This window comes from Roseovarius sp. MMSF_3350 (genome assembly GCF_030733425.1).
Lineage (GTDB): Bacteria > Pseudomonadota > Alphaproteobacteria > Rhodobacterales > Rhodobacteraceae > Roseovarius.
The window spans coordinates 1-26543 of sequence record NZ_JASHIZ010000016.1; the positions used below are offsets into that span (position 1 = coordinate 1).

Here is a 26543-nt window from a genome sequence, read left to right on the forward strand (position 1 = left end):
CGCCAAGGCCCCGGAGGTCGACACCGCCGCCGAGGCGGGGTTCGCCGCCGCCGACGCGGGCTCCCTCGACGCGCTCAAAGCCGCCCTCGCGGCGTTCGAGCATTGCGATCTGAAACGCGGTGCGCGCAACCTCGTTTTCTCCGATGGCCACCCCTCCGCCCGTCTGATGATCATCGGCGAGGCGCCGGGCCGTGACGAGGACCAGCAGGGCAAACCCTTTGTCGGTCGCGCCGGGCAACTGCTCGACCGGATGCTCGCCGCCATCGGCCATGCGCGCAACAACGACGACCCCGCCACCGGCGCCTACATCACAAACATCCTGCCCTGGCGCCCGCCGCAAAACCGCGATCCCAACCCACAGGAAATCGCCATGATGCTGCCCTTCGTGGAACGCCACGTGCAGCTCGCCGATCCCGAGGTCATCGTGCTGATGGGCAATATTAGTTGTCAGGCCGCCCTGGGCAAACGCGGCATCACCCGCCTGCGCGGCCAGTGGACGCAAGCCTTCGGCAAGCCGGCGCTGCCCATGTTCCACCCCGCCTACCTCTTGCGCAAACCCCACGAAAAACGCGTCGCCTGGGCCGACCTGCTCGACCTTCAGGCCCGCCTCGAAGGAAACACATGAAGATCCTCGCCTTTTCCGACCTGCACCTCGCCCGCGCTCGCGCCGCCGACCTGGTCGCCGCCAGCGCCGAGGCCGACCTCGTGATCGGTGCGGGCGATTTCTGCAACCACCGAGCCGGGCTGGACGAGGCGATGGAGATGCTGTCCGGCATTGTCGCTCCCATCGTCGCAGTGCCCGGCAACGCCGAAAGCTTTCAGGAACTCTCCGCCGCCGCCCTGCCCAACATGACCGTGCTGCACGGCACCGGCACCACCCAGGGCGATCTTTCCCTCTTCGGCCTCGGCTACGGCGTGCCCGTCACCCCCTTCGGCGACTGGTCGTGCGATCTGTCCAACGAAGAAGCCGCGACTCTTCTCACCCCGTGCGAGGCCACCGATATCCTCGTCCTCCACTCCCCACCCAAGGGCGTGGCCGACCTCACGTCGCTCGAGATGTCCGTGGGCTCCACCGCCATCCGCGACGCCATCGCACGCATCCAACCGAAACTGGCGCTTTGCGGCCACATTCACGACAGCTGGGGCGTGACCGGGCGCATCGGCGCGACGCAGGTGGTCAATCTCGGTCCCCGACCCAACTGGTTCGAGCTCTGATGATCGACTCGCTCACCCTGCTGGCCTTCATACCCGCCGCCGTCGCGCTCAACCTCACGCCCGGGGCCGACATGATGTTCTGTCTCGGCCAGGGCCTGCGCGGCGGCCCGCGCCCCGCCGTGGCCGCCAGCGCCGGGATCGTGCTGGGCGGCATGGTGCATGTCACGCTCGCTGGTCTCGGCATCGGGGCCGCCGTCGCCACCCTGCCGTGGCTCTTTGACGTCATCCGCTGGGCCGGTATCGCCTATCTGCTCTGGCTCGCCTGGCAGGCGCTCCGCCACCCGCCGCAAGCTGGCGATACACCCCCCGTCAAACCTGCCCGCGCTTTTCGCGACGGGATGGTCGTGAACCTCACCAACCCCAAGGTGATTCTCTTCGTGCTCGCCTTCCTGCCTCAGTTCATCGACCCCGCGCGTGGCAGCGTCCTCGCCCAGTTCCTGATCCTGGGCGCAGTCATTGCGGCGGGCGGCTTCATCGTCAACGCAGCCGTTGGCATCTTCGCCGGCGGGCTCGGACGCCGCATGGCCCGCTCCCCCGGCTTCGCCCGGGGCATCGGCTATGTCTGCGCCACCATCTTCACCGGCCTTGCCCTGCGCCTCGCCCTGATCGAAAGGACCTGACCCGCCATGAGCCGCATCGACGACACCAGGGACTTCATCCCGGTCCGCATCGCCGTCTTGACCGTCTCCGACAGCCGCGACCTCAGCCAGGACCGCTCCGGCGCCGTGTTGGTCGAACGCATCGAAGCCGCCGGCCATGTGCTCGCCGACCGCATGGTCGTCCGCGACGAACGCGACCAGATCACCGAGCAACTGCGCGAATGGATCACCAACCCCGAGATCGACGTGGTCCTCTCCACCGGCGGCACCGGCCTGACGGGCCGCGACGTCACGGTCGAGGCGCATAGGGACGTCTATGAAAAGGAAATCGATGCGTTCGGCACGATCTTCACCATCGTCTCGATGAAGAAGATTGGCACCTCCGCCGTACAGTCCCGCGCGACAGGGGGCGTCGCGAACGGCACCTACCTTTTCGCCCTGCCCGGCAGCCCCGGCGCCTGCAAGGACGCGTGGGACGAAATCCTGTCCTACCAGTTCGATTACCGCCACAGCCCCTGCAATTTCGTCGAAATAATGCCGCGCTTGGACGAACATTTGCGACGGAAGTGACCTTTCGCCGCGTATCAGCCCCATGAAACCTTGCCGCAGGCGTCTATCTTTATGGTATGACTGTCCCGCGCCAAGTGACTTAAAAGGTTGATCTGAATGCGGTTCTTGCGCCACAGCCTGACCGGACTGTTCCTGCTGTCCCTCACAGTGGGCCTGTTCGCCTATGCCGGCCAGATCGTGTTTTCCGCCGTGCAGGAACGCATGAGCGCCGAAACGGAAGCGCCTGAGCGGCGCGAACGCGTCTTCGCCGTCAACACCGTCACCGCCGAACCGGGCACGCAAATTCCGATCCTGACAGCCTATGGCGAGGTCGAAAGCCGCCGCACGCTGGAAATCCGTTCCGATACCGGAGGCCGCGTCACCGAACTCACCGCACTTTTCGAGGATGGCGGCCGCGTCCGCAACGGGCAGGTCCTGGCCCGCATCGACCCCACCGACGCGCAATTCGCGCTGGACCTCGCTCGCGCCGACCTCACCGATGCCGAGGCCGAGGTACGCGAGGCCGAACGCGGCTTGGGCCTCGCCCGCGACGAGCTTGCCGCGGCCCAATCCCAGGCCGAGCTGCGCAAGCGCGCCCTCGACCGTCAGCGGGACCTCGAAGAGCGCGGTGTCGGCACCGCCGCCGCCGTGGAACTCGCCGAACTCGACGCCGCCAGCGCCCAGCAGGCCGTGCTGACCCGCCACCAGGCCGAGGCCACCGCCGAGGCGCGCGTCGACCAGGCCCAGACCCGCCTCTCGCGCAGCCGCATCGCGTTGGCCGAGGCGCAAAAGGCGCTCGATGAGACCACCATCACCGCCCCCTTCACCGGCACGCTCCAAGCGGTCAGCGTGGTCGAAGGTCGCCTGGTCTCCGCGAACGAGAAACTCGCCGACCTCATCGACGCCGACGCGCTCGACGTGGCCTTCCGCGTCTCCACCGCCCAGCATCGCCGCCTGCTGGATGAAAACGGCGAACTGATCCTCGCCCCCGTCCGCATCCGGCTCGACGTCTTCGGCCTGGAAATGGAAACTACCGGCCGCATCACCCGCGACAGCGCCAGCATCGAGGAAGGTCAGACCGGCCGGCTGGTCTATGCTCGCATCGACGACCCGCAGGGCCTCAAACCCCGCGACTTCGTCTCCGTCCTGATCGAGGAACCGCCGCTCGACAACGTCGTGCGCCTGCCGGCCACGGCGCTCGGCTCCGATGGCACCGTGCTGGCGCTGACGTCCGAGGACCGCCTGCGCGCGGTCCCTGTCACGCTGGTCCGCCGTCAGGGCAACGACGTCCTGGTTTCCGGCAACGACCTCGACGGCCTGGAGATAGTGACCGAGCGCAGCCCACTTCTCGGCCCCGGCCTCAAAGTCCGTCCCCTTGGCAACACGCCCGAGGCCGACAACACCGCCCAGATGCTGGAACTCAGCGAGGACCGCCGCGCCCGCCTGCGCCAGTTCGTCGAGGACAGCCCCGACATCCCTGCCGCCATGAAGACCCGCCTGCTGGGTCAACTTGAGCAACCCCAGGTACCGGCCCAGACCGTCGAACGGCTCGAACGCCGCATGGGCAGCTAGGCGATGGTCCGCGACCTGCCCGACCGCGCCAGCGGCATCCTGTCCTATTTCACGCGCCACCCCACGGCGGCGAACCTTTTGCTGGTGGTGCTCGTGGTGCTGGGCCTCGCCGCTGCCCCGCGCATGCAGGCCCAGTTCTTCCCCGATGTCATCGTCGACGAGGTCAGCGTCTCGGTCCTCTGGGACGGCGCCAGCGCCGAGGATATCGACAGCGGCATCGTGCAGGTGCTCGAGCCCGCCCTTCTGGCGGTCGAGGGCGTGGAAACCTCGCAAGCCACCTCGCGGGAGAACACTGCCAGCATCCGGCTGGAATTCGAACCGGGCTGGGACATGGGCCGCGCCGCCGATGACGTCTCGGCCGCCGTCGACAGCATCACCGATCTGCCCGAAGAGGCCGAGGAGCCGCGCGTCACCCGCGGCGCTTGGCGCGACCGGGTCACCGACATCGTCCTGACCGGCCCCGTGGCCACGCCACAGCTCGGCCAGTTTGCAGACGAGCTGGTGACGCGCCTTTACGATGCCGGTGTCACCCGCACCACGCTACAGGGCGTCGCCGCGCCGCACACCATCGTCGAGGTGCCCACCACCAACCTTCTGGCCTACGACATCACCATGGCCGAAATTGCCACCGTGATCGCTGCCGAGGCGGACACCGACCCGGCAGGCGACATCACCGGCGGCGCCACCCGCGTTCGCATCGGCTCGGAAAAACGCGACACTGACCAGATCGAGGCGCTGATCCTGCGCTCGAATCCCGATGGCTCGAAGCTCACCATCGGCGACGTGGCCGATGTGCGCGTCGAAGGCATCGACCGCGAGCAGCAGTATTTCGTGGGCGAGAACCCCGCCCTTCAAATCCGCGTCGACCGCTCGGCCAACGGCGACGCGCTGGCCATTCAGGCGCAGGTCGAGAAAATCGCCGCCGAGATGGAAGCGACCCTGCCCGAAGGCACGGACCTGACGCTCATCAACACGCGCTCGGATGCCATTTCGGGCCGCCTCGACATGCTTATGGACAACGGGCTGACAGGGCTGGCGCTGGTCGTCGCACTGCTGTTCCTTTTCCTCAACGCTCGCACCGCCTTCTGGGTCGCGGCAGGCATTCCCGTCGCCATGCTGGCCACAATCGCGCTGATGTACATGGCGGGCCTAACGATCAATATGATCTCACTCTTCGCCCTGATCATCACGCTCGGCATCGTTGTGGACGACGCCATCGTGGTGGGCGAACACGCCGATGCACGCGTCCGCAAGTACCGCGAGAACCCCGTGCAGGCCGCCGAACGCGCCGCCCAGCGAATGGCGCTGCCCGTCTTCTCCGCCACGCTCACCACGCTCATCGCCTTCTTCGGGCTGGTCGCCATCGGGGGGCGCTTCGGGGACCTCATCATCGACATCCCCTTCACCGTGATCGTCGTCCTGTCGGCCTCGCTGGTCGAATGTTTCCTGATCCTGCCGCACCACATGTCCAACGCGCTCACCCACGCAGGCCGCGAACGCTGGTACGACTGGCCGTCTCGCACGGTCAACCGCGGCTTCGTCTGGCTGCGCGAACGCGCCTTCCGTCCCTTCATGGCGCTGGTCATCCGCGCCCGCTATCCGGTGCTTGCCGGGATCATCGTGCTCCTCGCGTCGCAGGCTGCGCTATTCATCAAGGGCGACGTGCAATGGCGCTTTTTCAACGCTCCCGAACGCGGCAGCGTCACCGGCAATTTCTCCATGGCCCCCGGCGCCACGCGCGAAGACACGATCGCCATGATGCATCAGATCCAGACCGCCGTCGAAGATCTCGGGCAAGACTACGAGGACCGCTACGGCGCCAACCCCATCAAGTTCGCCATCGCCCAGATCGGTGGTAATGCCGGCGGCGGCCTCGCCGGCGCCGACACCAAGGAGCCCGACCAACTGGGCGGCATCTCCATCGAACTCATCGACCCCGACCTGCGCCCCTATTCCTCCTTCGCCTTCGTCGCCGAGTTGCAGGATGCCGTCCCCCGCCACCCCCTGACCGAGGAACTCAGCTTTCGCGGCTGGCGCTCGGGCCCCGGCGGCGACGCGCTCGACGTGGAATTCTACGGCGCCACCGCCGAGACGCTGAAGGACGCGTCCGAGGCGCTCAAATCCGCGCTGCTCGACTACCCGGAGGTGTCGGCGGTCGAGGACAACCTCGCCTATGACAAGCAGGAACTGATTCTGGAACTGACCCCGCAGGGTCAGGCGCTCGGCTTTACCATCGACGAGCTGGGCACCGTCCTGCGCCACCGCCTGAACGGAATCGAGGCCGCGACCTATCCCGACAGCGCCCGCAGCGCCGAGATCCGCGTCGAGGTGCCGGAGTCCGAGCTCACAGCCGACTTCCTCGAACGCATGCAGGTCCGCGCCCCCACCGGCGCCTACGTGCCGCTGGCCGATATCGTCAGCGTGACCGAGCGCGTGGGCTTCTCCACCATCCGGCGCGAGAACGGTATCCGCCACATCAACGTCACCGGCGACATTTCCGAGGATGACCCCGCCCGCGCTGCCGAAATCAGCACTGCGCTCGAAACCGAGATTCTGACCCGCATCGCCAGCGTTCACCAGGTCGAATGGCAGCTGGGCGGCCTCGCCGAACAGGAAGGCGAGTTCCTCGACGATGCCCGCCTCGGCCTGATTTTGACCCTGACCGGCATCTACCTCGTCCTCGCCTGGGTCTTCGCCAGCTGGACCCGGCCCATCGTGGTGATGTCGATCATTCCCTTCGGCCTCGTCGGCACGATCTACGGTCATGCATATTGGGAGGTGCCCCTGTCGATGTTCACCGTGGTGGGGCTCTTGGGCATGACCGGTATCATCATCAACGACTCGATCGTGCTGGTGACCACGATCGACGACTACGCCAAGGAGCGCGGCATCGTGCCGGCCATCATCGAAGGCGCGGTCGACCGCCTGCGCCCTGTCATGCTGACCACGCTCACAACCGTGCTGGGCCTGGCCCCGCTTCTGTTCGAGCAATCCACCCAGGCGCAGTTCATCAAACCCACCGTGATTACGCTGGTCTACGGCCTGGCCTTCGGTATGGTCCTCGTCCTGCTGCTGGTGCCCGCGATCATTGCGATCCAGTCCGATGTCGCGCGCCAGACCGCCTCCCTGCGCCGCGCCCTGCGCTCCAAACCCGGGGAATTACGCGGCGTCATGCTGGCTGGCGGGCTGGCGATCGCGGCACTTTTCGCCGCCACGCTTGGCACGACGGCGGTGACTGGCAGCCTGCCGGGACCGCTCTCCGCACTGGGCGTCACAGCACCGATGCCGACGGCGCTGCTGCTCTTCGCCGTTGGAAGCCTGTTGATCGTTCTGCTGCTCTATGCCGTGGTCGCGATCCGCTACGCCCTGCGCCGTCAGCCCGCCGAGCAGCCCTGAATATCCACGGCGCCGCCCCGGCTCAGCACGGTAAAGCGCAGGCCGTTGCGGTCCACGGCGAAAGACCGCCCGTCGACATGGCTCAGCACCGCGCGCGCGATCAGGCTGTCGCCCTGCCGCGTGGTCTCGGGCGGCGAGACCCAGACCTTGGGGTCACTCGACTCGACCACCGCGTATTCCGACACGCCCAGCTTCGGCATCCGGATCTTCGCGGTCAGCTGCACACCCCCCGCCACCGGCGACAACCGGCAGGCCACTTCGCGCACACCCGCCTCGTCGGCACCGTAGGGCCGCTCGGTCAGGGCCGCCACGATGGTCGGGTCCGGCTTGCTGACGGCACCCGGCAGGATTTGGGCCACGTTCACGCTGACCGGCACGCAGATATCGTTGCACACCCCGATCTCCAACTGGCCTTCCAGCCGCACATCGCGTCCGCTCGCCTCGGGGCGAATCCGCAACGGCACCACTACGTCAGTGTCGTAGCCGATGGTCATGTACCCGAATTGTGGCACCGGCTTGGGCGCGGGCCAGATAACGTCCAGCCCCGCCATGTTGCGAGACCCACGCCAGTTGAACAGCGGCGGCACACCGGCCTCGCCCGGGCTGCGCCAATAGGTCTTCCACCCCGGCGCAAGGTCCAGCCGCAGGGCGGCGTAATGGCTGCCATCCGTCGCCCGCCAGCCGGGCAGCACGTCCACCTGTACCATATCGGCGGTTTCCTGCGCCCATACCGGGCCGGCACAGACCACCAGAAGGGCGGCTTTGAGAAAGGTTTTTATGTGTCGCATGGGCCTCTCATGGCGGGTTTCATCAGCTTTGCCAATTCACATTGAAGCGAGAAATCCCGCGCGCCTCCAGGCAGGATGGTTGCACACAGGTGCCGCGACCCCCATCATGGGACTGCAACCAGACAATCGGGGACCGCCTTGAGCGACATTGACCTGACGGGAAAACTGCTAATCGCCATGCCGTCCATGGGTGACGACCGTTTTGCCCAATCGGTGGTGTTCATCTGCGCCCACTCTCCCGAGGGGGCCATGGGCCTGATCGTCAACAAGCGCGCCGACGACCTGCGCCTCGCCGACCTTCTGGAACAGCTCGACATCGCGCAGGGCCGCGACATGACCAACCTGCCGGTGCATTTCGGCGGCCCGGTGGAACATGGCCGCGGTTTCGTGCTGCACGACTATGGCTACCACTCGGCGATCTCCACGCTGGACGTGAACGATGAGTTCGCCATGACCGCAACGATGGATATACTGGAAGACCTGGCCCTGGGCCGCGGGCCCCTGCGCAATATCGTGGCGCTCGGTTATGCCGGATGGGGTCCCGGCCAGCTCGAAAGCGAGTTATCGCAGAACGCCTGGCTCACGGTCGAGGCCGACAAGGAGATCGTGTTCTCCCACGCGGACGCGAACAAGTGGGAATCCGCCCTGCAAAAGCTGGGCGTAAGCTCGGTCACCCTGTCCTCCGAGGCCGGCCGCGCCTAGCGAGAAGCCTTCACGAAGCTTCTGCCAAAACTTCTCAGCAAAAGTTTTGGCCCGCCCGGCCTCATGCCGCGTAATCCGATCCTTCCGCGTCGAGAATTGCCATCAGTTCCGCGAGATGCCGCTCCCCCTGCTCTGGATATTCCTCCATCTCCCGCGCGGTCTTTTCGGCCACCTCGTCCGAGAGCACCCGCAGCGGCTGGCCGGTCTGCAAAGCCCGGATATAGGTCTCTGCGGCCCGTTCGAAATAATACATCCGGTTGAAACAGTCCGCGACCGTGTCGCCCATCACCAGGATGCCATGGTTGCCCATGATCATCACTTTCTTAGACGGATCGCCCAGCTGCGCCGCGCAGCGTTCGCCCTCTTCCTCGAACGCCAGCCCGCCGTAATGATCGTCGATCACGTAGCGATTGAAGAACGTCGCACAGTTCTGGTCGATCGGCGGCAGATGGCTGTCCGCCAGGCTGGCCAGCACCGTGGCGTGGATCGAATGCACATGCATCAGGCACCTGTGGTGCGGGCAGGCCCGGTGCACCCCGCCATGCAGGCCCCAGGCCGTCGGGTCGGGCGCACCGGGGCGGTCCAGCGTCTCGGGGTCTCCCGCATCGATCAACAGCAGGTCCGATGCCCTGATCCGGCTGAAATGCACCTGGTTGGGGTTCATCAGGAACTGCGTACCGTCGTCGTTGACCGACAGGCTGAAATGGTTCGCCACCGCCTCGTGCATGTTCAGCCGAGCCGTCCAGCGGAATGCCGCGGCCAGTTCGACCCGCTCTTTCCAGTGGGCGATATTGGGGGTGACAGGGGTCGTCTTCAACATGGCGCGTCTCCATTCCGGGCGTTTCCGGCAGCCTGCGCCAGACGGGCGGAAGTTTCAATCGACGTATCGGGACGCGCTTCAGCCGCAAAGTACCGCACCACAATCGGGAGCCGCGACCAGGATCACGGCAGCCAGCAGCAATAAAAATGGAATTTTGGTAGCGGCTATACCTTCGTATGAGTGCTCCCTGTAGCGCACACTGACTAGGCTAATCTTCGCGGAAACGCCGTCGGCCAGAGCGGGAATGTTTCACTTTTCACCCTGTTTTATATGGCCTTTCCATAGCCAAGCCGCAACAGAGTATGATTTTTGACAAAAGGATGCTTGTCTATGAAAGATGCGGATGACAGCACGTTGCCATATCTTTCAGAAGTTCCTCCTGACGCTCCGACGCGGCATTTAGTTTTCTTTTCCACGCCGACTGCCAAGGTACCGCCAGTGAAAAAGCAGGAATCCAGTGCCGAACAAATCACGGTTGCCGTTGTCGATGATGACGCATCCATCAGGTCGTCAATGGACAATCTGCTGCGCTCTGTTGGTTATTCGGTTCGGGTCTATCCTTCGCCTCAGGCTTTTCTGTCCAGCCCGCATTTACTGGCAGTAAATTGCCTGATCCTCGATGTTCGGATGCCGGTCACGAGCGGCCTAGAACTTCAGGTCGAACTGTCGCGTGCAAAGTTTGAAATCCCCATCGTCTTTATGACCGGCCATGGCGATATTCCGATGAGCGTTCGCGCGATGAGGGCAGGTGCAGTCGACTTTCTGTCGAAACCCTTCAAAGATCAGGAAATGCTTGATGCCGTTGCCGCTGCAATCAAGGCGGACTTGCACCGTCGCGAAGTCAACGAGGAGAAAGCTAAGACGTTGTCTCGATATGATCGGCTGACCCCGCGCGAGCGGGAAGTGATGTCACTTGCGACGGCCGGCATGATGAACAAACAGATCGCGTTCGAACTTGGCCTGAGCGAGATCACGGTGAAAATCCATCGCGGCAAGGTGATGCGGAAAATGGCGGCGCGAACCTTTGCGGATCTGGTGCGATTTGCTGAAGAAGTCAAAAACATAAGAAGTTCTGAGACGCCATAGACTACTTCTCCGGCACTGAATAATGAACGTCCCGGTCATTTCTTGCAGGTGAAATGAAAAATTCATGGCGAAGGTGAATGGTTGTTGAACCCCGTGTGATCAGTGTCGTGGACGATGACAGTTCCGTGCGAGCGGCCCTGGGCAGTCTTCTGCGCTCGGATGGCTTTGATGTGCGATTGTACCCTTCTGGCGAAGACGTTCTGGCAGACAGGACGAGTGTTCCCGACTGTCTCGTGTGCGACATCAAGATGCCCGGAATGAGCGGGTGGGACTTGTGCGCTCACTTGAAGGCATTGGATAGATGGGCCCCAACGATCTTGATCACGGCTTACCCGGATGAACGGACCTGCAGACCGATTGGATTGGATATGCGCATTCTCGAAAAACCGTTCGACGGCAAACAACTTGTCCATGAGATCCTTTCACTCATTTCGCACTCATATTGACGACAGCGCCCGTTATTCGGCCGTTTTCAATGTCAGCTCCACGGTCACGCCATCCGGACCGTTTTTACCAAGATCCAATCTGCCTCCATGAGCTTCGATTATTGATCGGCTGACCATGAGACCGATGCCCAGGCCATACGGTTTTGAGGAAAAGAACGGATCGAAAATCCGCTCCTGATCCGCCGAATTTATGCCTGGTCCTGTGTCTGTGAACGACAGGCAAAGTTCGTCCTCACCCTGAGGTCGGCTGGAAACTGACAAAATACGGGCGCGATTTCTGGTCGTCGACATCGCTTCGATCGCGTTGAGAATAATGTTCCTAACAACCTGCTGAAGTTGCACCGCGTTACCATGGACCGCAAGCGGATGGGATCCAAGGTCGGTTTTGATGGATACATGAGCTTCGGTGGCTTCTGACCTCAATGATTTGACAGCGTCCAGTATCGTGCGCTTGATGTCGACCCGCATGAAATCTTGCGGGGCTTTTTTGAATACGGAGCGCAATCCCTGAATGACTTCGGACGTGCGGTGACTGTCTGACGAGATTTGCCGGACTGATTGTTCTGCCTCTTCAACGTTCGGAGGGTCCTTTGCCAGCCAGTTCTGCGCTGCGTTGGCATTCACCGAAATACTCGCCAGCGGTTGCGTCAGTTCGTGGATGATGGATGCGGACATGGCCTCCATCTCGCTTACTCTTGTTTCTTTCATACGCCGCTCGGATGCGATGGCTTTTGCCAGTCGCTCATAAAGAGCCATTGTCTCGGCAATCATCAGCAACAGAAGGATGCTCGCGGAAAAAAGACCGCACAATCGGCCGGCCCACCAGCTGGCACTCAGCCGGGTTCCTCCGCCCACATAGGCAAGAAGGATCGTTTCGATGATGGAGGACCCGATCGCCACCATCAGCCAGAGGTCGAGTGTGCTGCTCTTGCGGGACAGCAAGACGAGAACGGTACAGGAGATAAGGATCGACGCAATCGGGACAGTATTCCACAATCGAGTTGTTTCGGTCGGATTCATCATGAATGTCGGCAGAAGTTCCCGCCCCGATATCGCGAACCAACTGATTGCGAACACCAAAAGAATGACGATGGCGCAGACGGAGATTGCCAATACCGAAGGGCTGTAACGGTTCGTCTCGGTATTTATTGAAGCGTTTTTTAACAGCGCGTAGGCGAGAATGAGGATTGGAAAGCCGAGACGTCGAATTGCCGCGATGAATGCCGTCGTTTGCAAACCTACGTCGAAACGGAAATCATCGAAGATACCCGGAAAAGTCAAAGCCCAAGGCACGACCATAAGACCTGTGAAAAGATAGGCGGTGGAAAGTATCAACAACGACAGGCTTGGTTCGGTTCTGTAAAGGGTGAGAAGCAGGCTGGCGGTAAGCACTTCGACGATCAGAATGCAGGCCGCATAGGCCGGCAGTAGAGCTTTGCCGCCTTGCGTGGGCGACTGGCTGGCACCGGCTGTTAGAAGGGCAATCGCTGCTAGGACAAAGATCGACCCGGCGGCGAGACCGATTTGCAGGCGTGAAGGTTTCTTTCGGGAGATAAGCTTGAGCTGACCGTCAGATGAAGATGAGGCTGCACCGCGCATCGTTTGTCCTCATTAATGATTTCCGCTCGAGCTGCTGAAGCATTTCCTGAGATTAGATATCTTACCGAGCCGCAAGAAAGTGTTTTCCCGCGCACCGCATCTATTGGCAGGTGCTACTGTCGATTTTTCTTGCAATATTCCGCTGTCGCGGCGCGAGTTTTCATCTTTTCCTATCCTCGCATGAGAACGATCATCGGCTCTCTACCGAGAGTTGTCCCGAAGCCAAATCGCGCAAGCACATTCATATCTTGGTATGATTGTCTCATACCTTTGGTAGGCTGTGACATACTGTGGCTCAGTTCCAACGCACCACGCAATCCGCCATTCTGGGCGTGAAAAAATGAGGCGTGAGACGGGTTCATCCAAGCCCTCAATCGTCAGGATGAGATTGCGGCAGGGGGTTCGGACGATTTTCCTCGATGAATTCGCGATTGCGGTGGGACTGGCTCGGATCTGCGCCGTGCAAAAACGTCTTGCCGAAAGGGAAACTAGCCGTTCGACAGGAGACCGAATGATGCTGCAGGCCATTCGTCGCTCGCCCAACGGCATCGCGAGTGCGAACAAACGTACTATTTCCGACCGTTAAAAGCCTCGGAGAAATACTGGGATTGATTAAAGCCGGCTTGGGAACAAAGCAATGACCGTGCATGCCTATTCTGAATCCGCCCGGTGGTACCGCGAAGGCAACTGCGGATATAAACTGCGCAAGGCGAAGTCTACAGGTGGCATTCTGGATCTGGTTGAGTTCGAGCGACCGGCCGGAGAAATGTCTCGGCCAGGCCTTCCGGATCTCGTCCTATGTCAAGACTTGAGCGGCGGCAGTCGTATCTTCGGCAATTTGGGCGGCGGAAATTTCGATGTGGTTTACCATAAAGGCGACATTGCTGCGGCTGCGCCGAATTTCGCCCTTTCGTCCACGGTCAATATCCGCCAGCAGGTTCGCGCCGTGGCGTTTCCTGTGGCGCAGTGGCGGGAAATGCTCGACGATGCGTCCAACGGTCGGTTCTCGTTCGACCTTCCCATTTACAACGGGAAGTTCGACTCGCCGGCCATCCGATCGGGGCTTCGGACACTTTGGGCTCTTTGTGATGAGGAGGGTGCGCCATCGCGCTTGCTGGCGCGCGCTGCAGGATGTGAAATCCTCGCTGAACTCTGCCGATTGGGCGGAACGCCATTCGGGCAAGTAAAGGGCGGCCTTGCACCTTGGGCAGAACGTCGCTGCCTGGAATTGATGCGCGCCAGGCTCTCCGAAGACATCACCTTGGATGAAATCGCCGCCGAAGCACATCTCTCGCCATTTCATTTTGCGCGTATGTTCAAGCACAGCCTCGGTGTGCCGCCCCGTGTCTACCTGACGCGGTTGAGAGTAGAGAAAGCCTGTGAGCTTCTCGAACACACCGAGCTTTCCGTCACCGAGATCGCGCTTGAAGTCGGCTATTCGTCGAACCAGGTTCTTGCCCGTGTGTTCACCAAACATCAGAAAATCAGTCCGACCGACTATCGGCGCGCGGTTCGCGATCCAGGTCGCCGTATCTCGATGCTTTGACTTCTTCCCCTCGTTTTGAACTGAATCTGTTCGTGCTTTTCCATCTCATCCTGTTTCCACGTCTCGCCGCACTCCACGGCCCGCGCTGTCAGGTTTTCTGCATGAGGGCGTCGTGCGGTATCCCTTCGCGGATAATCGGCGCGACTTCATTACCGAGCAATTCGATGGAGCGCTTCATCGCAGCCGTCTCGAGCGAAGCCGTGCTCATTTGAAAAGTCATGCGTGAAATACCCCCAAGCGTGTCACTGGCATGGCGCATCTTGGTGGCGACCGTGGTCGGATCGCCGATCAAAAACGCTCCGTCCGGGCCCGCCATGTCATCGAACTGTTGGCGCGTCGGAGGTGTCCAGCCGCGTTCACGGCCGATCGACCCCGTCAGATGCGCCCAACCGGGATAGAAGGCATCTCTCGCTTCCTTATCCGTTTCGCCCACAAACCCCATCGCGTGCACTCCGACAGAAAGACTGTCGGGGTTGTGACCGGCTTGCAGGCCGGTTTCGCGATAAAGATCGACCAGCGGCCGGAAACGGTCGAAACTGCCTCCGATGATCGCGATCATTAGTGGAAGCCCAAGCTGGCCCGCCCGCGCGAATGACTGCGGCGTCCCGCCGACGCCGATCCGAATGGGAAGGCGCGGCTGAAGGGGACGCGGAAAGACGCCCTGACCGGATAGAGCGGGGCGAAATCGGCCCTCCCAGGTAATATCGGTGCTCTGGCGCAGTTTCAGAAGCAGGTCCAGTTTCTCGACAAAGAGTTCGTCATAGGCGCCCGTATCCAAGCCGAACAGCGGAAACGCCTCAACGAACGAGCCTCGACCGACCACGATTTCCGCACGGCCCCTTGAGATCAGGTCCAGGGTCGCGAATTCTTGGAACACGCGGACCGGATCGGCGGCGCTCAGCACCGTGACCGCGCTCGTCAACCGTATCCGGCTGGTGCGTGCCGCTGCGGCGGCAAGGATAATCGCGGGCGCGGAATCGAGGAATTCGGCGCGATGATGTTCGCCGATGCCGAACACGTCCAGACCGACGCGGTCGGCGGTCTCGACTTCCTCGAGAAGTGCCGCCATGCGGTCGGCTGGCGACGGCGGCTTTCCCGTCGTCGGATCAGGCAGAATTGCTGCAAAGCTGTCGATGCCGATTTCCATGGGCGTTCCTTTGTTTTTGCTGTTTCTTGCGGCGCGCATTGAAAGCGAGGTTTCCATGCTGCTGCCGACCTATCGCCGTGCGCTTTCCGCAGGATCGAACATCGATAGAGCGGCCATGCCCGAGGCCGCCGTCACTTCGTTCTGAAGGACGTCCCAGTGTTCGGCCAGCTTGCCGCCCTCGACCCGGAAGATGTCCACCACAATCTGCGTCTCGTCCGCCCAACCGCGAATCCGGCCATGAATGGCGACAAGGTCGCCTTCGGCGATGATCAAGCCGGGCTCGTAGTAAACAGATTTCGATAGTGTCTCGACTATACGTTGCAACGCGTCTCGGCCTTGCGGAATATTTGGATTGTGCTGGACATAGTCCTCGGAATAGAGGCGCTGCACGGCCGAGGTGTCGTGCCGCTGAAACAGCGACGTCATGGCATCCAGAACAAGCGCCTTGTTGTGGTGGGGACGGGCATCTGGGAGGTGGCCGGCGGGCGCGGTAAATGCAAAGGGTCCCGTCATCCGCAGAAACTGTCCGTCGGGCAGCGTCGCGAAAGAGTGAATGACGCGTCGGTCAAAGTCTTGAATGTTCGTGACGGTCGCACCGTCGCTTTCCTGCCAGCTTACGGCAAAGATGCCGTTGCCGAGCGATGCCACTTCTATGTCGACGGTCTCGGTCCGGGCAAATGGCCCCTCCTTGATATCGAATTTCAGGTGCTCGACCGACAAGAGTGTGAGGCTCACCTTGAAGTCGGGATAGGACACGTCCAGTTCCGATCCGATCGGGAAGTGATCGATAGACATTGATTTCTCCTTTGAGGTGACGCAGCGCCCGTCTGTATCGACTGCCGCCGCTGCCTGTGATGGGGGGGAAGCTTTCCGTGTAGGCGCGCAACGTTACGTGGCGGCAAGGGCAGACCAGACCATCAGCGCTCCGAAGGCCAGGAAGATGATGCCGGTCAACATGCGCCCGCGCCGCGCATGTTCCGGCTTGCGAAGCAGTCGGACAAAGTGCCGGGCCCCGATCGCATAGCCACCGAGAATGACGAATTTGACGGCGACGAAGGTCGAAACCAGAAGAGCAAGGATCACCGGCCCGCTATCTGCCGGTAGGAACTGCGGAAACAACGCGGCAAAGAACAAAACGGCCTTCGGGTTGCTGATGCCCACGCCGAAGGAGTGAAGCCAAAGCATCCATCCACCCTTCCCGTCGATTGCCGCATCCGGCGAGCGAGCCGGCTGTGGCGGGGGCGCGCGCAGAAAGGTCCAACCGAGCCAGATGATATAGAAAGCGCCCGCGAGACGCAGAACAAGGAAGGCCGTGGGATAGGTCTGAAGCAACGTGCCCAACCCGATGATGGAAAGAGTGGCCAGCAGTGCGATGGCAAGCAGATCGCCGCTTAGCGCCCCCAAGGCGCGTCGCCACCCGTGGGCCACAGCGTTGTTCACGATAAACAAGGTGGAGGGTCCGGGCGTCGCCGTCTGGACCGCGCTGACGATCACGAATGTTAGGTAGGCTGAAAATTCCATGAGAGAGCTCGCCATTGATCAAGCGCGCCGCTCGAGGTCGTCCTGCGCGAACTTCTCGTCGTTCATCGGACTGTCCCGGAGGCGGTGTTTCAAGTGTGGTGGCGGATGACGAAGCTCGATCCGTGGTCAGCTTCTTCGCGATCAGGTTCAGGATCTTCATCATCCGCCGCCCGTGTCAGGCCGCGACCCCCGGCACCGGCGTGTTGAGCAACTGCTGCTCCCAGAGATAGGCGATGGCGCTGCCGCCGAGATGATCCCTGAGGGCATCGTTGAGCGCGGTCGCCGTCTCGGCCCGCGCCCAGTCGCGCTGCCATTCCGACGCAAGCGCCAGCCAGGTCATCATGTTGATGCCGCCCGCGATCATGCGCTGGATCGCGACCTCGTGCGCCTCGACCGAGGTGCCACCGGACGCGTCGGTGATCACCGTCACGTCCCAGCCTTCACCGGCGGCCTGCAGCGCGGGCATCGCCACGCAGATCTCTGTCCAGAGACCTGCTATGATCAACTGCTTTCGGCCGGTCGCTTTGACGGCATCCACCACCTTGGGATCCTCCCAGGTATTGATCGTCGTGCGATCGATGACGTCCTGGTCGGGAAAGACTTCGGTGACATGCGGAAAGATGTCGCCGCCGCGGGCGGCGATCACGCTGGTCAGGATCGTGGGCACGCCGAACACCTTGGCCGCCTTGCCCAGGGCGGTCGTGTTGTTCACGACCATGTGCGGGTCGTGGCTGTTGAGGTTGGCGAGTTGGTAGGGCTGATGGTCGATCAGAACGAGAACCGAATCTTCGGGACGAAGAAGCGAGTCGAGGCCGTTGCGGAACTGCATGTTTTTTCCTTTGCCGTCGAAAAGTGGAGGATCTGGGTAGGTGAAACCTAGCGAGAGTCTCTGAACCTTGCGGCTCTGAAACTGCTGCGTTGGTGCCGGTTTTGCTGTCTTTGCCGCGCCCGTCTCATCTGACCAGATTTCTTGGCCCCAAACTTGCGGACGGGCCAGATCCATGCAGAGCGCCCATTCATCCGGCCAACCAGCTTTTCGCCCTATTTTCGGATGCACCAGGTTCGTGCCCCCAAACAAGTTGCGTGCTTCGCGGGTAGCCCTTGTGCTTCGTGTCCCGCTGCATTGCGAAAACCCTAGGCAGCCAGAAAACCCGCAAGATCGGTGTCTGCGGAGCAATCCTTGCGTCGCAGGTTTCGACAGCGCTGGCTAGGTTTCGGGGGGCCGATCGGTTCTTGCAGCCAAGCGCCGAATAAGCAACTCGGAGACCAGCGATGACCCCAGGCAGTCGACAATTTCTGCCCTGCAACACCCGGCGCATTCGGCTCGCCTATGCGCGCGCTGCGGCTGTGACGCTGACGGAGCCGCTTCCGCAACGTGCGCCGGCTTCGTTCCCACCCGACTTTAAGACACCAATCCAACTTTTCTCTTTGGATGGACTACGCCCTTTCGGTTCACTTCCTGGGAAAAGGTACGGAGAACGGGGATGAAGGTTTTCATTATCGGAATGGCGGGCGGCATCGGTCACCGCGTCGCACGCGCGCTGGCCGCACGTAAAGATAATGTGTCCGGTCTCGTGCGGCGACCGGAACAGATCGACGCGTTGACCGGCCAAGGTGTGTCCGCCAGTCTGGGCGACATCCTCGCGATGTCGGTCGAGGAGCTGGCCGAGACGATGCGCGGGTCCGATGCCGTCGTGTTCACCGCGGGAGCCGGCGGAAGTGGCCGAGAGGCCACGACCGCGATAGACGGCGACGGGCCGGGCAAGCTGGCGCAGGCGGCGGCGCTTGCAGATATCCGGCGGTTCCTGTTGGTGTCTGTCTTCCCCGAAGCCTGGCGCGAACGCCACATGAACGACGATTTCGAACATTACATCCAGGAGAAGAAGCGGGCCGAAATCGCGCTTGTGGCCTCGGATCTCGACTGGGTCATCCTGCGGCCCTCGGCCCTGAGCGACGATCCCGGCACCGGACAGGTCGACTTGGGACTGGTCAAAATCCACCGGGAAATCACCCGGGATGACGTGGCTGCAACCATCGTGGAATTGCTTCATGCGCCCGAGATCAGCCGTGCCATCCTGGAGGTGACAGGCGGCGCGGTGACCATTGAGGCCGCGGTCGCGGCGATGAAGCCTCGCATTTCCTGAGTATTCCGCCGGAAAACAATCCAACGCGTCAGATCGCGCGCGATCCAGTCTCGATCCAGTCTCGATCTCAGTCTTAACCGAGCGCCCGATTCAACCCAACCCAAGGAGAATCCGATGACCGACCCGAACCCTGCGCTGAAAACGCCCACGGACCTTGGTCGCAATAATGCGAAAACCGTTGCCGAGGCATTGAACGCCATTCTCGCCGACACTTTCGCGTTGTACCTCAAGACCAAGAATTTTCACTGGCACATGTCCGGTCCGCATTTTCGCGACTATCACCTGCTGCTCGACGATCAGGCGGCGCAGATTGTGGCGTCCACAGACATGATCGCCGAACGGGTCCGCAAGACCGGCAACACCACGCTTCGGTCGATCGGCGACATCGCGCGGATGCAGACCATTGCAGACAATGACGCGGCGTTCGTGTCGAGCGAAGACATGCTGGCGGAATTGCGAGAGGACAACCTGAAGTTGGTCGAGGCCCTGCGCGAGGCAAAGGAAATTGTGGATGAAGCGAAAGACAACGCAACGAGCGGGATGATCGACGATTGGACGGATCAGGCCGAGCAGCGCGCCTGGTTTCTGTTCGAGACCAGCCGAACCGGCTGACGGGATGCTTGGCGGTTCCCTGACGCAGGACGGATATAAAGTATTCACGGCGTAGGGGACCGTGCGTTCGAACCTGCGTTTCCGGGCTGCTGACCGCGGCGAAGCCGAAGCTCTGCCGCGGTCGACGGGCGCTTGGTCGATTTGACGCAAAGCCAATCAACCGGCCGTTTGGCGCTCTGCAAGCGCCTCGATAAGCCGCGCGGCTGCCTCTGCCGAAGAGGCCGGGTTCTGTCCGGTGATCAGCAGACCGTCCCGTACCACGAACGAGGCCCAGTCAGGGCCGTTCACGAACGCGCCGCCCTTGGCTTTCAGCGTGTCCTCGACCAGGTAGGGAACAACCTCGGTCAGGCCCACACCGGCCTCTTCCGAATTGGTAAACCCCGTGACGTCGCGGCCTTCGACCAGCGGTCGACCGTCACTGCCCTTGACGTCGCGCAGCACGCCGGGAGCGTGACAGACCAGCGCAAGGGGCTTGCCCGCCGCGTGGAATGCCTCGATCAGCGCCACCGAATCCGCGTCTTCGGTCAGATCCCAGAGCGGGCCATGGCCACCGGGATAGAACACGGTGTCATAGTCGCCTTCGTTCACGTCGGCGAGCTTCACCGTCGCGGCAAGCGCCGCGTTGGCTTCGGCATCTGCCTCGAAGCGGTGGGTGTGGTCCGTCTGGAAATCGGGCGAATTGCTGACCGGATCCAGTGGCGGCCGTCCGCCCTTGGGAGACGCCAGGGTGATTTCGGCGCCCGCGTCCTTGAAGGTATAATAAGGCGCGGCAAGCTCCTCGAGCCAGAAGCCGGTCTTGCGGCCGGTGTCGCCGAGTTCGTCATGCGACGTCAGTATCATCAGAACTTTCATGTCTCTTTTCCTTTTCAGTCGTTTGCTTCGGTTGTGGGGAGTAGCCCCGGTGTTGGCCCGCATCGCGGGTAGAGGTCGGTCAGCCCTGCCCTTCCGCAAATGCTATATTAGACCAGTCGTATACGTATTAGGCACAAACCATCGCGTTCATGCGGCGCCGGACCGTTGTTCAGCCCAGCGTCTTCCGTGTCTCTTTCATCGCAACTAACAGCGGCGTATCATCCCGGGTGATCTTGGCCAGAAGGCTCGCCCCCAGCCAGGACTGATACAGGCTCGTCGCGACGTCGCGCGGCTGGCCGGCGATGTTGACCGACCCGTCCCTGGTCCCAGCCTCGATCATCTCCGCGATCCGTCCCGTGATCTGCCCGGTGCCGTTTAAGAGGACCCCTCGCATCTGTTCGGACATATCCGAAACCTCCGCTGCCAGCTTAACGACAAGACACTTGCTTTGCGGGTCATCCGCCGTTTGGGTGATCAACCAACGCGTCCAGTACGCCAGAATCTTCTCCGCCCCCGTCAGGTCGTCCCGCGAGATGATTTCGTCCATACCGGCAAGGTAGGCGTCAAAATACCTTGCCAGCAGCGCCTTTCCAAAATCCTCCTTTGATCCGAAATAATGATAGAAAGACCCCTTCGGTACATCCGACGCCGTCAGAATCTCGTTCAGGCCTACGCCCGAGAAACCCTTCGCGCTCATGATGGTCTGGGCGGTCGCGAGGATATGTTCCCTGACGCTTGTGTTATGTCGATCATCTTCCATGAACCGCATATAGGTGAGATTAGACCAGTCGTCTAGTGCTGGGATGAAATAAGTCCTTCTACTTCCAAATTTCGGCATGAAATCTTTGCAGATACCTGAAATATCACCTGCCGGTAAGGAGCCGAACTGTAACATGTGGGACCCGATGGACCCAGTTTCTCGCGGGGAGGGGGGTCGACGCTCGAATTCATGACCGGCACGCATACCGGGGCATGGCTGATGTCGAACGGATCGTGTCGTTGGTATGCCCCCGGAGAATAGGGTGTCCAAAAGCTAATATTGGACGAATAGATTGTGCCGCCATATCGTGAAGCACATCGCGCGCTCTGCGCGGCCATATATATAACAGAATGCATCAGATTGCGTCCAACAAGGGAATAAACATATGCCAACTTTCTTCCCACATCGATTCAGTTGCACTGCGGCGGTGGTCGCGGCCACAGTTCTTGCACCCGTGGCCGGGTTTGCGCAGGTTTTCGACCTGTCCGGCCTCGAAGCCGTGCCCGAACTGTCCGACCGCGTGCCGGAAAAGATCGCCACACGCGGCGTTCTGGTTGGCGGTTCCGACAACGCCTATGCGCCTTGGGAATTCCTGGCAGGCGATGACGGCCAGACCCCTCAGGGGATCGACGTCGATGTCGGTCGGGCAATCGCGAAAGCACTCGGACTCGAGTACGAATCGCGCACCGCGCCCTTCCCCTCGATTCTGCCCGCCCTCGGATCGAAATACGATATCGGCCTGAATGCGTTTTCGATCACGAACGAGCGCATGAAGGTGGTGAACTTCGTGTCCTACTCGAACACCCAGGGGCTGTGGGTGATCCGGGCCGGAAACCCGACCGGGTTCGATCCGGCGGAGTATTGCGGCGCCAAGGTCGCCATCATGTCGGGCACCTACTACGAGAAGCACCTGGATCTCGACAACCAGGCCTGCCTGGACGCGGGCAAGCCGGCGATCACAAAGCTGCCCTTTTCGGTGCAGACAGAGGCGATCACCCGTGTCGCCGCAGGCGGCGCCGATGCCACCGCGACCGGAGGCGGCACCGCAGCCTACGCCGTGAAGCAGAGCGAGGGCAGGCTGGAAAACCTCGAACCCGTCGAGCCGATGGGAAAGCGCGGCCTGAACGGTATTGCCGTGGCCAAGGACGACATGGAACTGACGCAGCTGATTGCGGACACGCTGAACCACCTGATCGACGAAGGCGTCTATGCCGATATCTACGAATTCTGGGGCGTGGCGCACTTCCTTGTCGACGAGTCGGTGATCAACCCGGAAGTGTCGAACTGATATGGCTTCCGTGACGACAGCCATGGCGGCGCCAAGCGATGAGGCTCCCCGAGACGAGAAACAACAGGTGCGGCTGAACGAAGTGGTGCCGCGCCGCCACCCGGGACGCTGGGTTGCAGCCGCCCTGTTGGCGATCGTGGTCATGCAGATCGCGCACGGCGTCATCGTCAACCCGAACTTTCACTGGAACGTCTTCTGGCAGTATCTCTTTGCGCCGACGGTTATCGCCGGCGTGGGCTGGACGCTGGCGCTGACCGTGATCGCCATGCTGGTCGCGATCGTCTGTGCCGGCATCCTCGTGCTCATGCGTGACAGCGACAACCCGATCCTGCGGACGGTCTCGTGGCTGTGGATCTGGTTCTTCCGCGGCACACCGCTCTACACGCAACTTCTGTTCTGGGGCCTGTTCGCGATCTTGTTTCCGCGCCTGTCGATCTCTGTTCCGTTCGGACCTGAAATACTCGGGGTCCCGACCGATTGGGTGGTGACGGCCGGCGTGGCCGCGATCCTGGGCCTGGGGCTGTGTGAAAGCGCTTACCTGGCCGAGATCTTTCGCGCGGGCTTCAAGGCCATCGACCGGGGCCAGACCGAAGCCGCACAGGCCATCGGAATGTCGAGGGGACGCATATGGTGGCGTATCCTTCTGCCGCAGGCGTTGCGAACGATCATTCCGCCGACGGGAAACGAGACGATCGGCATGTTGAAGGGGACCGCGCTCGTCCTCGCCGTGCCGTTCACGCTGGACCTGATGTTCGCCACCAGCGCGATCGCGAACCGGATCTATCTTCCTGTGCCGATGCTGATGGTCGCGGCATTCTGGTACCTGGTCGTCACCTCGGTGATGATGGTCGGCCAGTTCTACCTGGAACGACATTTCGGAAAGGGGCAGGACTATGTCCGGACACGCCATACCTGACCGGACCCCGGCCGTGGCCCTTGAGGGCGTTCACAAGTTCTTCGGCAATTTCCACGCGCTGCGCGGTATCGACCTGACCATCGCGAGGGGAGAAGTCTGTGTTGCGATCGGCCCATCCGGATCGGGCAAGTCGACCCTTCTGCGGTGTATCAACCAGATCGAGGAAATCTCGGCCGGCCGCGTCAGGATCGGTGGCACGCTGCAGGGCTACGTCGAGCGGAACGGTCGTCTTCACGAGCTGTCACCGCGCGAAATCGACCGGCAACGGCGGCTGACCGGGATGGTGTTCCAGCGGTTCAATCTGTTTCCGCACATGACCGCGCTTGGAAATGTCATCGAAGGGCCCGTGCACGTAAAGCGCATGCCCAAGGCGAAGGCGCGAAGCCTCGGTCGGGACCTGCTTGCGCGGGTCGGGCTGGCCGATCTTGCGGACAGGTATCCCAACCAGCTTTCCGGTGGGCAGCAGCAGCGCGTCGCTATCGCGCGGGCCCTGGCGATGGAGCCGGAAGTGATGCTCTTCGACGAACCGACTTCGGCGCTCGATCCGGAACTGGTCGGGGAGGTTCTCGACGTGATCAAGGATCTCGTGGCGTCGGGAATGACGATGATGTTGGTCACGCACGAGATCGGCTTTGCCCGCGAAGTCGGAGACCACCTTGTCTTCATGGATCACGGAACAATCGTGGAAGAGGGACGGCCGAAGGAGATGCTCGAGGCACCGAAGAGCACGCGAACCCAAGCCTTTCTGTCAAAGGTTCTCTAGCGATGGTGTCAGCAGGAAAAGCCGCCGCCGAACTTACCGGTTTCGTCCATGGTTTGGAACAGCTCGGCGATAAAATCCTCGACGATGCGCGACGCGGGGCGGTGCGGCGGCAGGATCAGGAGCGTCCGGAAATGCACTTCGGGCTCGAAGGGGCGCAGCACCAGCCCGCGCCCCTGGAACAGATCGGCGGTCAGGGGATCGACCAGGCCCACCCCAAGACCGGCCGCCACCATCGCGCAGATCGTCGTGGCATAGGGCGTTTCGAGAATGATGCTCAGCTTGACGCCCTCGGCGGCGAGAGCCCTTTCAGCCTGCTGGCGGGTGGTATCCTCGGGCGAAAGGGCAATGAATGGCTGATTGACGAGGTCAGCCGGCCGGATGACGGATTGCGCTTCGAGCGGATGGCCTTCGGGCATCGCGAGCCATGCGCGGAAGCGGGCGAAGGGGCGGATTTCGACGCCGGTCTTGTCGATCTCGTCGGAGACGACGCCCACGTCAAACTGTCCGGATGCGACGTGGTCCCTGACGACAGAGGACAGGTTCGTCTGAAAGGTGATCGCAACGCCCGGGTTCTTCGAAATCAGCGCGGACAGCGCGTGGGGGATCACATTGGTCGACAGCGCCGACAGCGAAGCGACACGCAACTCTCCCGACCCGAAATCCCGGATCCGCGCGGCCGCGCCGCGAAGGTGGGCGAGGCCGGCGAAGGCGTGCTCGACCTCGCGGAAGAAAAGCTGGCCCTCGGCGGTCGGGCGCAAGCGGCCCTTGACCCGGTCGAAGACCGGAAAACCGATCGACCGTTCGAGATCCTGGATCGTCTTGCTGACCGAGGGCTGCGAGATCCTCAGCACTTCGGCGGCACGGGAGGTCGTTCCGCTGGTGACCACGGCGCGGAAAACCTCGATCTGACGCAGGTTCATGATTCAGAGCCTCGGGGCGATCTAGAGCAAAGCGGAATAATACGGATTGCGACAATAACGTCAACGCATACATCAGGCGTTGGAAAAAGGAAGTAAACAATGATAACCAGCGATCTGACACGGTGTGTCCTGACCCCACGCGTGGCAACGGACGGGTTCGATCCGATCGGCGTCGGCGTCCATCGCGCATCGACAATCCTTTTCGAGGACGCGGCGTCCTATGCAAACAGGGGCGAGCGAGGCGAAAAGGGGTATTCCTACGGTCTTTACGGCACGCCGACGACGCGGACGCTGGAAGAAAAACTGACTCAGCTCGAACAGGCCGCGCGGACGTTCCTGACGCCCTCGGGCCAGGCGGCCAACGCACTGGCAGCGATGGCGTTCTTGAACAAGGGAGATCATTTTCTGCTGGCCGACACGATTTATCCGCCCATGCGGGATTTCGCCCAGTCGGACCTTGCGAGGATGGGGGTAAAGCTCGAATTCTTCGACCCGACGAACCTTGGCGATCTGAAGGCAAGGATCCGCAGCGAAACCCGGCTCATCTGGTGTGAGAGCCCCGGCTCCACGACGATGGAACTGATGGATATTCCCGCGGCGGCGGCGTTGGCGCATGAGGCCGGGGCGCTGCTTGCGGTGGATAATACGTGGGCCACGCCGCTGAACCTGAAGCCGCTGGCGCTGGGAGCGGATATCGTAACCGAGGCGCTCACGAAATACGTCGCCGGCCATGCGGATGTGCTGATGGGGTCGATATCCGTGCGCGACCCCGATCTGGCGCCGCCGATGAGGGAAATGATCGGCCGTATGGGAATAGGAGCATCCCCGGATGATGCCTCTCTTGTTCTGAGAGGGTTCGAGACGCTGGGTATGCGGCTGCGGCACAGCGGTGCCGTGGCCCAGAGGTTTGCCGAGCGCCTTTCCGGCGATCCAATGATCGGCAGGGTGCTTTTTCCGGGCCTTCCAACCATGGCGGGCCACGAAATCTTCAAGCGAGATTTCCTGGGCAACAGCGGTGTCTTTTCGCTGACCTTTCCTGAATGTGTCGCACCGCATGTCTGGCCTGCGCTCGATCATCTGAGCCTGTTTGCCATCGGTGCGTCATGGGGCGGCACGCGCAGCCTTGCCGCGCCGATGTCGATCGCGGCCAGCCGGAGCGCAACGCGCTGGCAGGAGCCCGACGTGATCCTGCGGATCTCGATCGGGCTGGAAGACGAAGCCGAGCTTTGGGCGGATCTGGAGCAGATGCTGAGCGCGCTGCGTCACCTCAGTGCCACCGGGGACGCAGCAGAGTGACTAGCT

Annotated in this window: 26 protein-coding genes; 16 read left to right on the forward strand and 10 right to left on the reverse strand. The window is 62.0% G+C overall.

What is annotated here, in order from left to right:
• The 6 genes from RBB31_RS14830 to RBB31_RS14855 form a co-directional block, all read left to right on the forward strand.
• Window positions 1–625: uracil-DNA glycosylase (locus RBB31_RS14830; protein ID WP_306130081.1), on the forward strand; the 625-nt coding region annotated here is incomplete at its 5' end.
• Complete coding sequence (locus RBB31_RS14835; RefSeq protein ID WP_306130082.1) at window positions 622–1215, forward strand: metallophosphoesterase family protein; 594 nt, start codon at window positions 622–624, stop codon at window positions 1213–1215. The genes RBB31_RS14830 and RBB31_RS14835, both read left to right, overlap by 4 nt.
• The gene (locus RBB31_RS14840; protein ID WP_306130083.1) at window positions 1215–1835 is read left to right on the forward strand and encodes a LysE family translocator; all 621 of its coding nucleotides are present in this window, start codon (window positions 1215–1217) and stop codon (window positions 1833–1835) included. The genes RBB31_RS14835 and RBB31_RS14840 overlap by 1 nt, the downstream gene beginning before the upstream one ends.
• A 6-nt stretch (window positions 1836–1841) precedes the next feature.
• Window positions 1842–2384: a molybdenum cofactor biosynthesis protein B gene (moaB, locus tag RBB31_RS14845; protein ID WP_306130084.1), complete on the forward strand. Its 543-nt coding sequence runs from the start codon at window positions 1842–1844 to the stop codon at window positions 2382–2384.
• A gap of 96 nt (window positions 2385–2480) precedes the next feature.
• Entirely contained in the window at window positions 2481–3935 is a 1455-nt protein-coding gene (locus tag RBB31_RS14850; protein ID WP_306130085.1) for an efflux RND transporter periplasmic adaptor subunit, read from the forward strand.
• Between the two features lie 3 nt (window positions 3936–3938).
• The gene (locus tag RBB31_RS14855; RefSeq protein WP_306130086.1) at window positions 3939–7331 is read left to right on the forward strand and encodes an efflux RND transporter permease subunit; all 3393 of its coding nucleotides are present in this window, start codon (window positions 3939–3941) and stop codon (window positions 7329–7331) included.
• Here the strand turns inward: RBB31_RS14855 and RBB31_RS14860 are convergent.
• Window positions 7310–8119, reverse strand: a complete 810-nt coding sequence (locus tag RBB31_RS14860) for a protein-disulfide reductase DsbD domain-containing protein (protein ID WP_306130087.1) — start codon at window positions 8117–8119, stop codon at window positions 7310–7312. The two genes, RBB31_RS14855 and RBB31_RS14860, sit on opposite strands and share 22 nt — an antisense overlap.
• A gap of 147 nt (window positions 8120–8266) precedes the next feature.
• Here RBB31_RS14860 and RBB31_RS14865 point away from each other — a divergent pair, with 147 nt between their 5' ends.
• Window positions 8267–8821: a YqgE/AlgH family protein gene (locus RBB31_RS14865; protein ID WP_306130174.1), complete on the forward strand. Its 555-nt coding sequence runs from the start codon at window positions 8267–8269 to the stop codon at window positions 8819–8821.
• 61 nt (window positions 8822–8882) lie between these two features.
• Here RBB31_RS14865 and RBB31_RS14870 read toward each other — a convergent pair whose 3' ends face one another.
• On the reverse strand, window positions 8883–9641 hold the full coding sequence (locus RBB31_RS14870; protein WP_306130088.1) for a class II aldolase and adducin N-terminal domain-containing protein: 759 nt from the start codon (window positions 9639–9641) through the stop codon (window positions 8883–8885).
• Window positions 9642–9971: 330 nt separating this feature from the next.
• Here RBB31_RS14870 and RBB31_RS14875 point away from each other — a divergent pair, with 330 nt between their 5' ends.
• A complete protein-coding gene (locus RBB31_RS14875) occupies window positions 9972–10727 on the forward strand; it encodes a response regulator transcription factor (protein WP_306130089.1) in 756 nt (251 codons plus the stop codon).
• Window positions 10728–10804: 77 nt separating this feature from the next.
• On the forward strand, window positions 10805–11173 hold the full coding sequence (locus RBB31_RS20590) for a response regulator transcription factor (RefSeq protein WP_371931334.1): 369 nt from the start codon (window positions 10805–10807) through the stop codon (window positions 11171–11173).
• A 12-nt stretch (window positions 11174–11185) separates the two neighbouring features.
• Here RBB31_RS20590 and RBB31_RS14880 read toward each other — a convergent pair whose 3' ends face one another.
• Window positions 11186–12772: an MASE4 domain-containing protein gene (locus RBB31_RS14880; protein WP_306130090.1), complete on the reverse strand. Its 1587-nt coding sequence runs from the start codon at window positions 12770–12772 to the stop codon at window positions 11186–11188.
• A 637-nt stretch (window positions 12773–13409) separates the two neighbouring features.
• On the opposite strand from RBB31_RS14880, the gene RBB31_RS14885 reads away from it, so the two are divergent.
• On the forward strand, window positions 13410–14318 hold the full coding sequence (locus RBB31_RS14885) for a helix-turn-helix domain-containing protein (protein WP_306130091.1): 909 nt from the start codon (window positions 13410–13412) through the stop codon (window positions 14316–14318).
• A gap of 88 nt (window positions 14319–14406) precedes the next feature.
• On the opposite strand, the gene RBB31_RS14890 is transcribed toward RBB31_RS14885, so the two are convergent.
• From RBB31_RS14890 to RBB31_RS14905, 4 genes are all read right to left on the reverse strand, one after another.
• Window positions 14407–15522, reverse strand: a complete 1116-nt coding sequence (locus RBB31_RS14890) for an LLM class flavin-dependent oxidoreductase (RefSeq protein WP_306130092.1) — start codon at window positions 15520–15522, stop codon at window positions 14407–14409.
• Window positions 15523–15534: 12 nt separating this feature from the next.
• On the reverse strand, window positions 15535–16260 hold the full coding sequence (locus tag RBB31_RS14895) for a nuclear transport factor 2 family protein (RefSeq protein ID WP_306130093.1): 726 nt from the start codon (window positions 16258–16260) through the stop codon (window positions 15535–15537).
• 93 nt (window positions 16261–16353) lie between these two features.
• The gene (locus RBB31_RS14900; RefSeq protein ID WP_306130094.1) at window positions 16354–17001 is read right to left on the reverse strand and encodes a LysE family translocator; all 648 of its coding nucleotides are present in this window, start codon (window positions 16999–17001) and stop codon (window positions 16354–16356) included.
• Between the two features lie 160 nt (window positions 17002–17161).
• Window positions 17162–17815, reverse strand: coding sequence for a hydrolase (locus tag RBB31_RS14905; protein ID WP_306130095.1), 654 nt, complete (start codon window positions 17813–17815; stop codon window positions 17162–17164).
• Window positions 17816–18470: 655 nt separating this feature from the next.
• Here RBB31_RS14905 and RBB31_RS14910 point away from each other — a divergent pair.
• Both RBB31_RS14910 and RBB31_RS14915 read left to right on the forward strand, forming a co-directional pair.
• A complete protein-coding gene (locus tag RBB31_RS14910; RefSeq protein WP_306130096.1) occupies window positions 18471–19130 on the forward strand; it encodes an SDR family oxidoreductase in 660 nt (219 codons plus the stop codon).
• Window positions 19131–19244: 114 nt separating this feature from the next.
• Complete coding sequence (locus RBB31_RS14915; RefSeq protein ID WP_306130097.1) at window positions 19245–19742, forward strand: Dps family protein; 498 nt, start codon at window positions 19245–19247, stop codon at window positions 19740–19742.
• Window positions 19743–19898: 156 nt separating this feature from the next.
• Here the strand turns inward: RBB31_RS14915 and RBB31_RS14920 are convergent, their stop codons facing one another.
• Window positions 19899–20594: a type 1 glutamine amidotransferase domain-containing protein gene (locus tag RBB31_RS14920; protein ID WP_306130098.1), complete on the reverse strand. Its 696-nt coding sequence runs from the start codon at window positions 20592–20594 to the stop codon at window positions 19899–19901.
• A gap of 169 nt (window positions 20595–20763) precedes the next feature.
• Window positions 20764–21489 (reverse strand): TetR/AcrR family transcriptional regulator, encoded by a 726-nt coding sequence (locus tag RBB31_RS14925; RefSeq protein WP_306130099.1) that lies wholly within the window; start codon window positions 21487–21489, stop codon window positions 20764–20766.
• Between the two features lie 319 nt (window positions 21490–21808).
• Here RBB31_RS14925 and RBB31_RS14930 point away from each other — a divergent pair, with 319 nt between their 5' ends.
• The 3 genes from RBB31_RS14930 to RBB31_RS14940 are packed head-to-tail and all read left to right on the forward strand — an operon-like array spanning window position 21809 to window position 24321.
• Window positions 21809–22642 carry a transporter substrate-binding domain-containing protein gene (locus RBB31_RS14930; protein ID WP_306130100.1) on the forward strand — a complete coding sequence of 278 codons (834 nt, stop codon included), beginning with the start codon at window positions 21809–21811 and terminating at the stop codon, window positions 22640–22642.
• Between the two features lie 22 nt (window positions 22643–22664).
• On the forward strand, window positions 22665–23558 hold the full coding sequence (locus RBB31_RS14935) for an amino acid ABC transporter permease (RefSeq protein WP_306130101.1): 894 nt from the start codon (window positions 22665–22667) through the stop codon (window positions 23556–23558).
• The gene (locus RBB31_RS14940; RefSeq protein ID WP_306130102.1) at window positions 23536–24321 is read left to right on the forward strand and encodes an amino acid ABC transporter ATP-binding protein; all 786 of its coding nucleotides are present in this window, start codon (window positions 23536–23538) and stop codon (window positions 24319–24321) included. The genes RBB31_RS14935 and RBB31_RS14940 overlap by 23 nt, the downstream gene beginning before the upstream one ends.
• A gap of 8 nt (window positions 24322–24329) precedes the next feature.
• On the opposite strand, the gene RBB31_RS14945 is transcribed toward RBB31_RS14940, so the two are convergent.
• Complete coding sequence (locus RBB31_RS14945; protein ID WP_306130103.1) at window positions 24330–25241, reverse strand: LysR substrate-binding domain-containing protein; 912 nt, start codon at window positions 25239–25241, stop codon at window positions 24330–24332.
• 99 nt (window positions 25242–25340) lie between these two features.
• Here RBB31_RS14945 and RBB31_RS14950 point away from each other — a divergent pair, with 99 nt between their 5' ends.
• A complete protein-coding gene (locus tag RBB31_RS14950; protein WP_306130104.1) occupies window positions 25341–26537 on the forward strand; it encodes a PLP-dependent aspartate aminotransferase family protein in 1197 nt (398 codons plus the stop codon).
• Window positions 26538–26543 lie beyond the last annotated feature (6 nt).

Excerpts from the sequence above, each read along its gene's own strand:
- RBB31_RS14835 (WP_306130082.1), top strand. The coding sequence starts at position 622 with ATGAAGATCCTCGCCTTTTCCGACCTGCACCTCGCCCGCGCTCGCGCC.
- RBB31_RS14840 (WP_306130083.1), top strand. The coding sequence starts at position 1,215 with ATGATCGACTCGCTCACCCTGCTGGCCTTCATACCCGCCGCCGTCGCG.
- moaB (WP_306130084.1), top strand. The coding sequence starts at position 1,842 with ATGAGCCGCATCGACGACACCAGGGACTTCATCCCGGTCCGCATCGCC.
- RBB31_RS14850 (WP_306130085.1), top strand. The coding sequence starts at position 2,481 with ATGCGGTTCTTGCGCCACAGCCTGACCGGACTGTTCCTGCTGTCCCTC.
- RBB31_RS14855 (WP_306130086.1), top strand. The coding sequence starts at position 3,939 with ATGGTCCGCGACCTGCCCGACCGCGCCAGCGGCATCCTGTCCTATTTC.
- RBB31_RS14860 (WP_306130087.1), bottom strand. The coding sequence starts at position 8,119 with ATGCGACACATAAAAACCTTTCTCAAAGCCGCCCTTCTGGTGGTCTGT.
- RBB31_RS14870 (WP_306130088.1), bottom strand. The coding sequence starts at position 9,641 with ATGTTGAAGACGACCCCTGTCACCCCCAATATCGCCCACTGGAAAGAG.
- RBB31_RS14875 (WP_306130089.1), top strand. The coding sequence starts at position 9,972 with ATGAAAGATGCGGATGACAGCACGTTGCCATATCTTTCAGAAGTTCCT.
- RBB31_RS20590 (WP_371931334.1), top strand. The coding sequence starts at position 10,805 with ATGGTTGTTGAACCCCGTGTGATCAGTGTCGTGGACGATGACAGTTCC.
- RBB31_RS14880 (WP_306130090.1), bottom strand. The coding sequence starts at position 12,772 with ATGCGCGGTGCAGCCTCATCTTCATCTGACGGTCAGCTCAAGCTTATC.
- RBB31_RS14885 (WP_306130091.1), top strand. The coding sequence starts at position 13,410 with ATGACCGTGCATGCCTATTCTGAATCCGCCCGGTGGTACCGCGAAGGC.
- RBB31_RS14890 (WP_306130092.1), bottom strand. The coding sequence starts at position 15,522 with ATGGAAACCTCGCTTTCAATGCGCGCCGCAAGAAACAGCAAAAACAAA.
- RBB31_RS14895 (WP_306130093.1), bottom strand. The coding sequence starts at position 16,260 with ATGTCTATCGATCACTTCCCGATCGGATCGGAACTGGACGTGTCCTAT.
- RBB31_RS14900 (WP_306130094.1), bottom strand. The coding sequence starts at position 17,001 with ATGGCGAGCTCTCTCATGGAATTTTCAGCCTACCTAACATTCGTGATC.
- RBB31_RS14905 (WP_306130095.1), bottom strand. The coding sequence starts at position 17,815 with ATGCAGTTCCGCAACGGCCTCGACTCGCTTCTTCGTCCCGAAGATTCG.
- RBB31_RS14910 (WP_306130096.1), top strand. The coding sequence starts at position 18,471 with ATGAAGGTTTTCATTATCGGAATGGCGGGCGGCATCGGTCACCGCGTC.
- RBB31_RS14915 (WP_306130097.1), top strand. The coding sequence starts at position 19,245 with ATGACCGACCCGAACCCTGCGCTGAAAACGCCCACGGACCTTGGTCGC.
- RBB31_RS14920 (WP_306130098.1), bottom strand. The coding sequence starts at position 20,594 with ATGAAAGTTCTGATGATACTGACGTCGCATGACGAACTCGGCGACACC.
- RBB31_RS14925 (WP_306130099.1), bottom strand. The coding sequence starts at position 21,489 with ATGTTACAGTTCGGCTCCTTACCGGCAGGTGATATTTCAGGTATCTGC.
- RBB31_RS14935 (WP_306130101.1), top strand. The coding sequence starts at position 22,665 with ATGGCGGCGCCAAGCGATGAGGCTCCCCGAGACGAGAAACAACAGGTG.
- RBB31_RS14940 (WP_306130102.1), top strand. The coding sequence starts at position 23,536 with ATGTCCGGACACGCCATACCTGACCGGACCCCGGCCGTGGCCCTTGAG.
- RBB31_RS14945 (WP_306130103.1), bottom strand. The coding sequence starts at position 25,241 with ATGAACCTGCGTCAGATCGAGGTTTTCCGCGCCGTGGTCACCAGCGGA.
- RBB31_RS14950 (WP_306130104.1), top strand. The coding sequence starts at position 25,341 with ATGATAACCAGCGATCTGACACGGTGTGTCCTGACCCCACGCGTGGCA.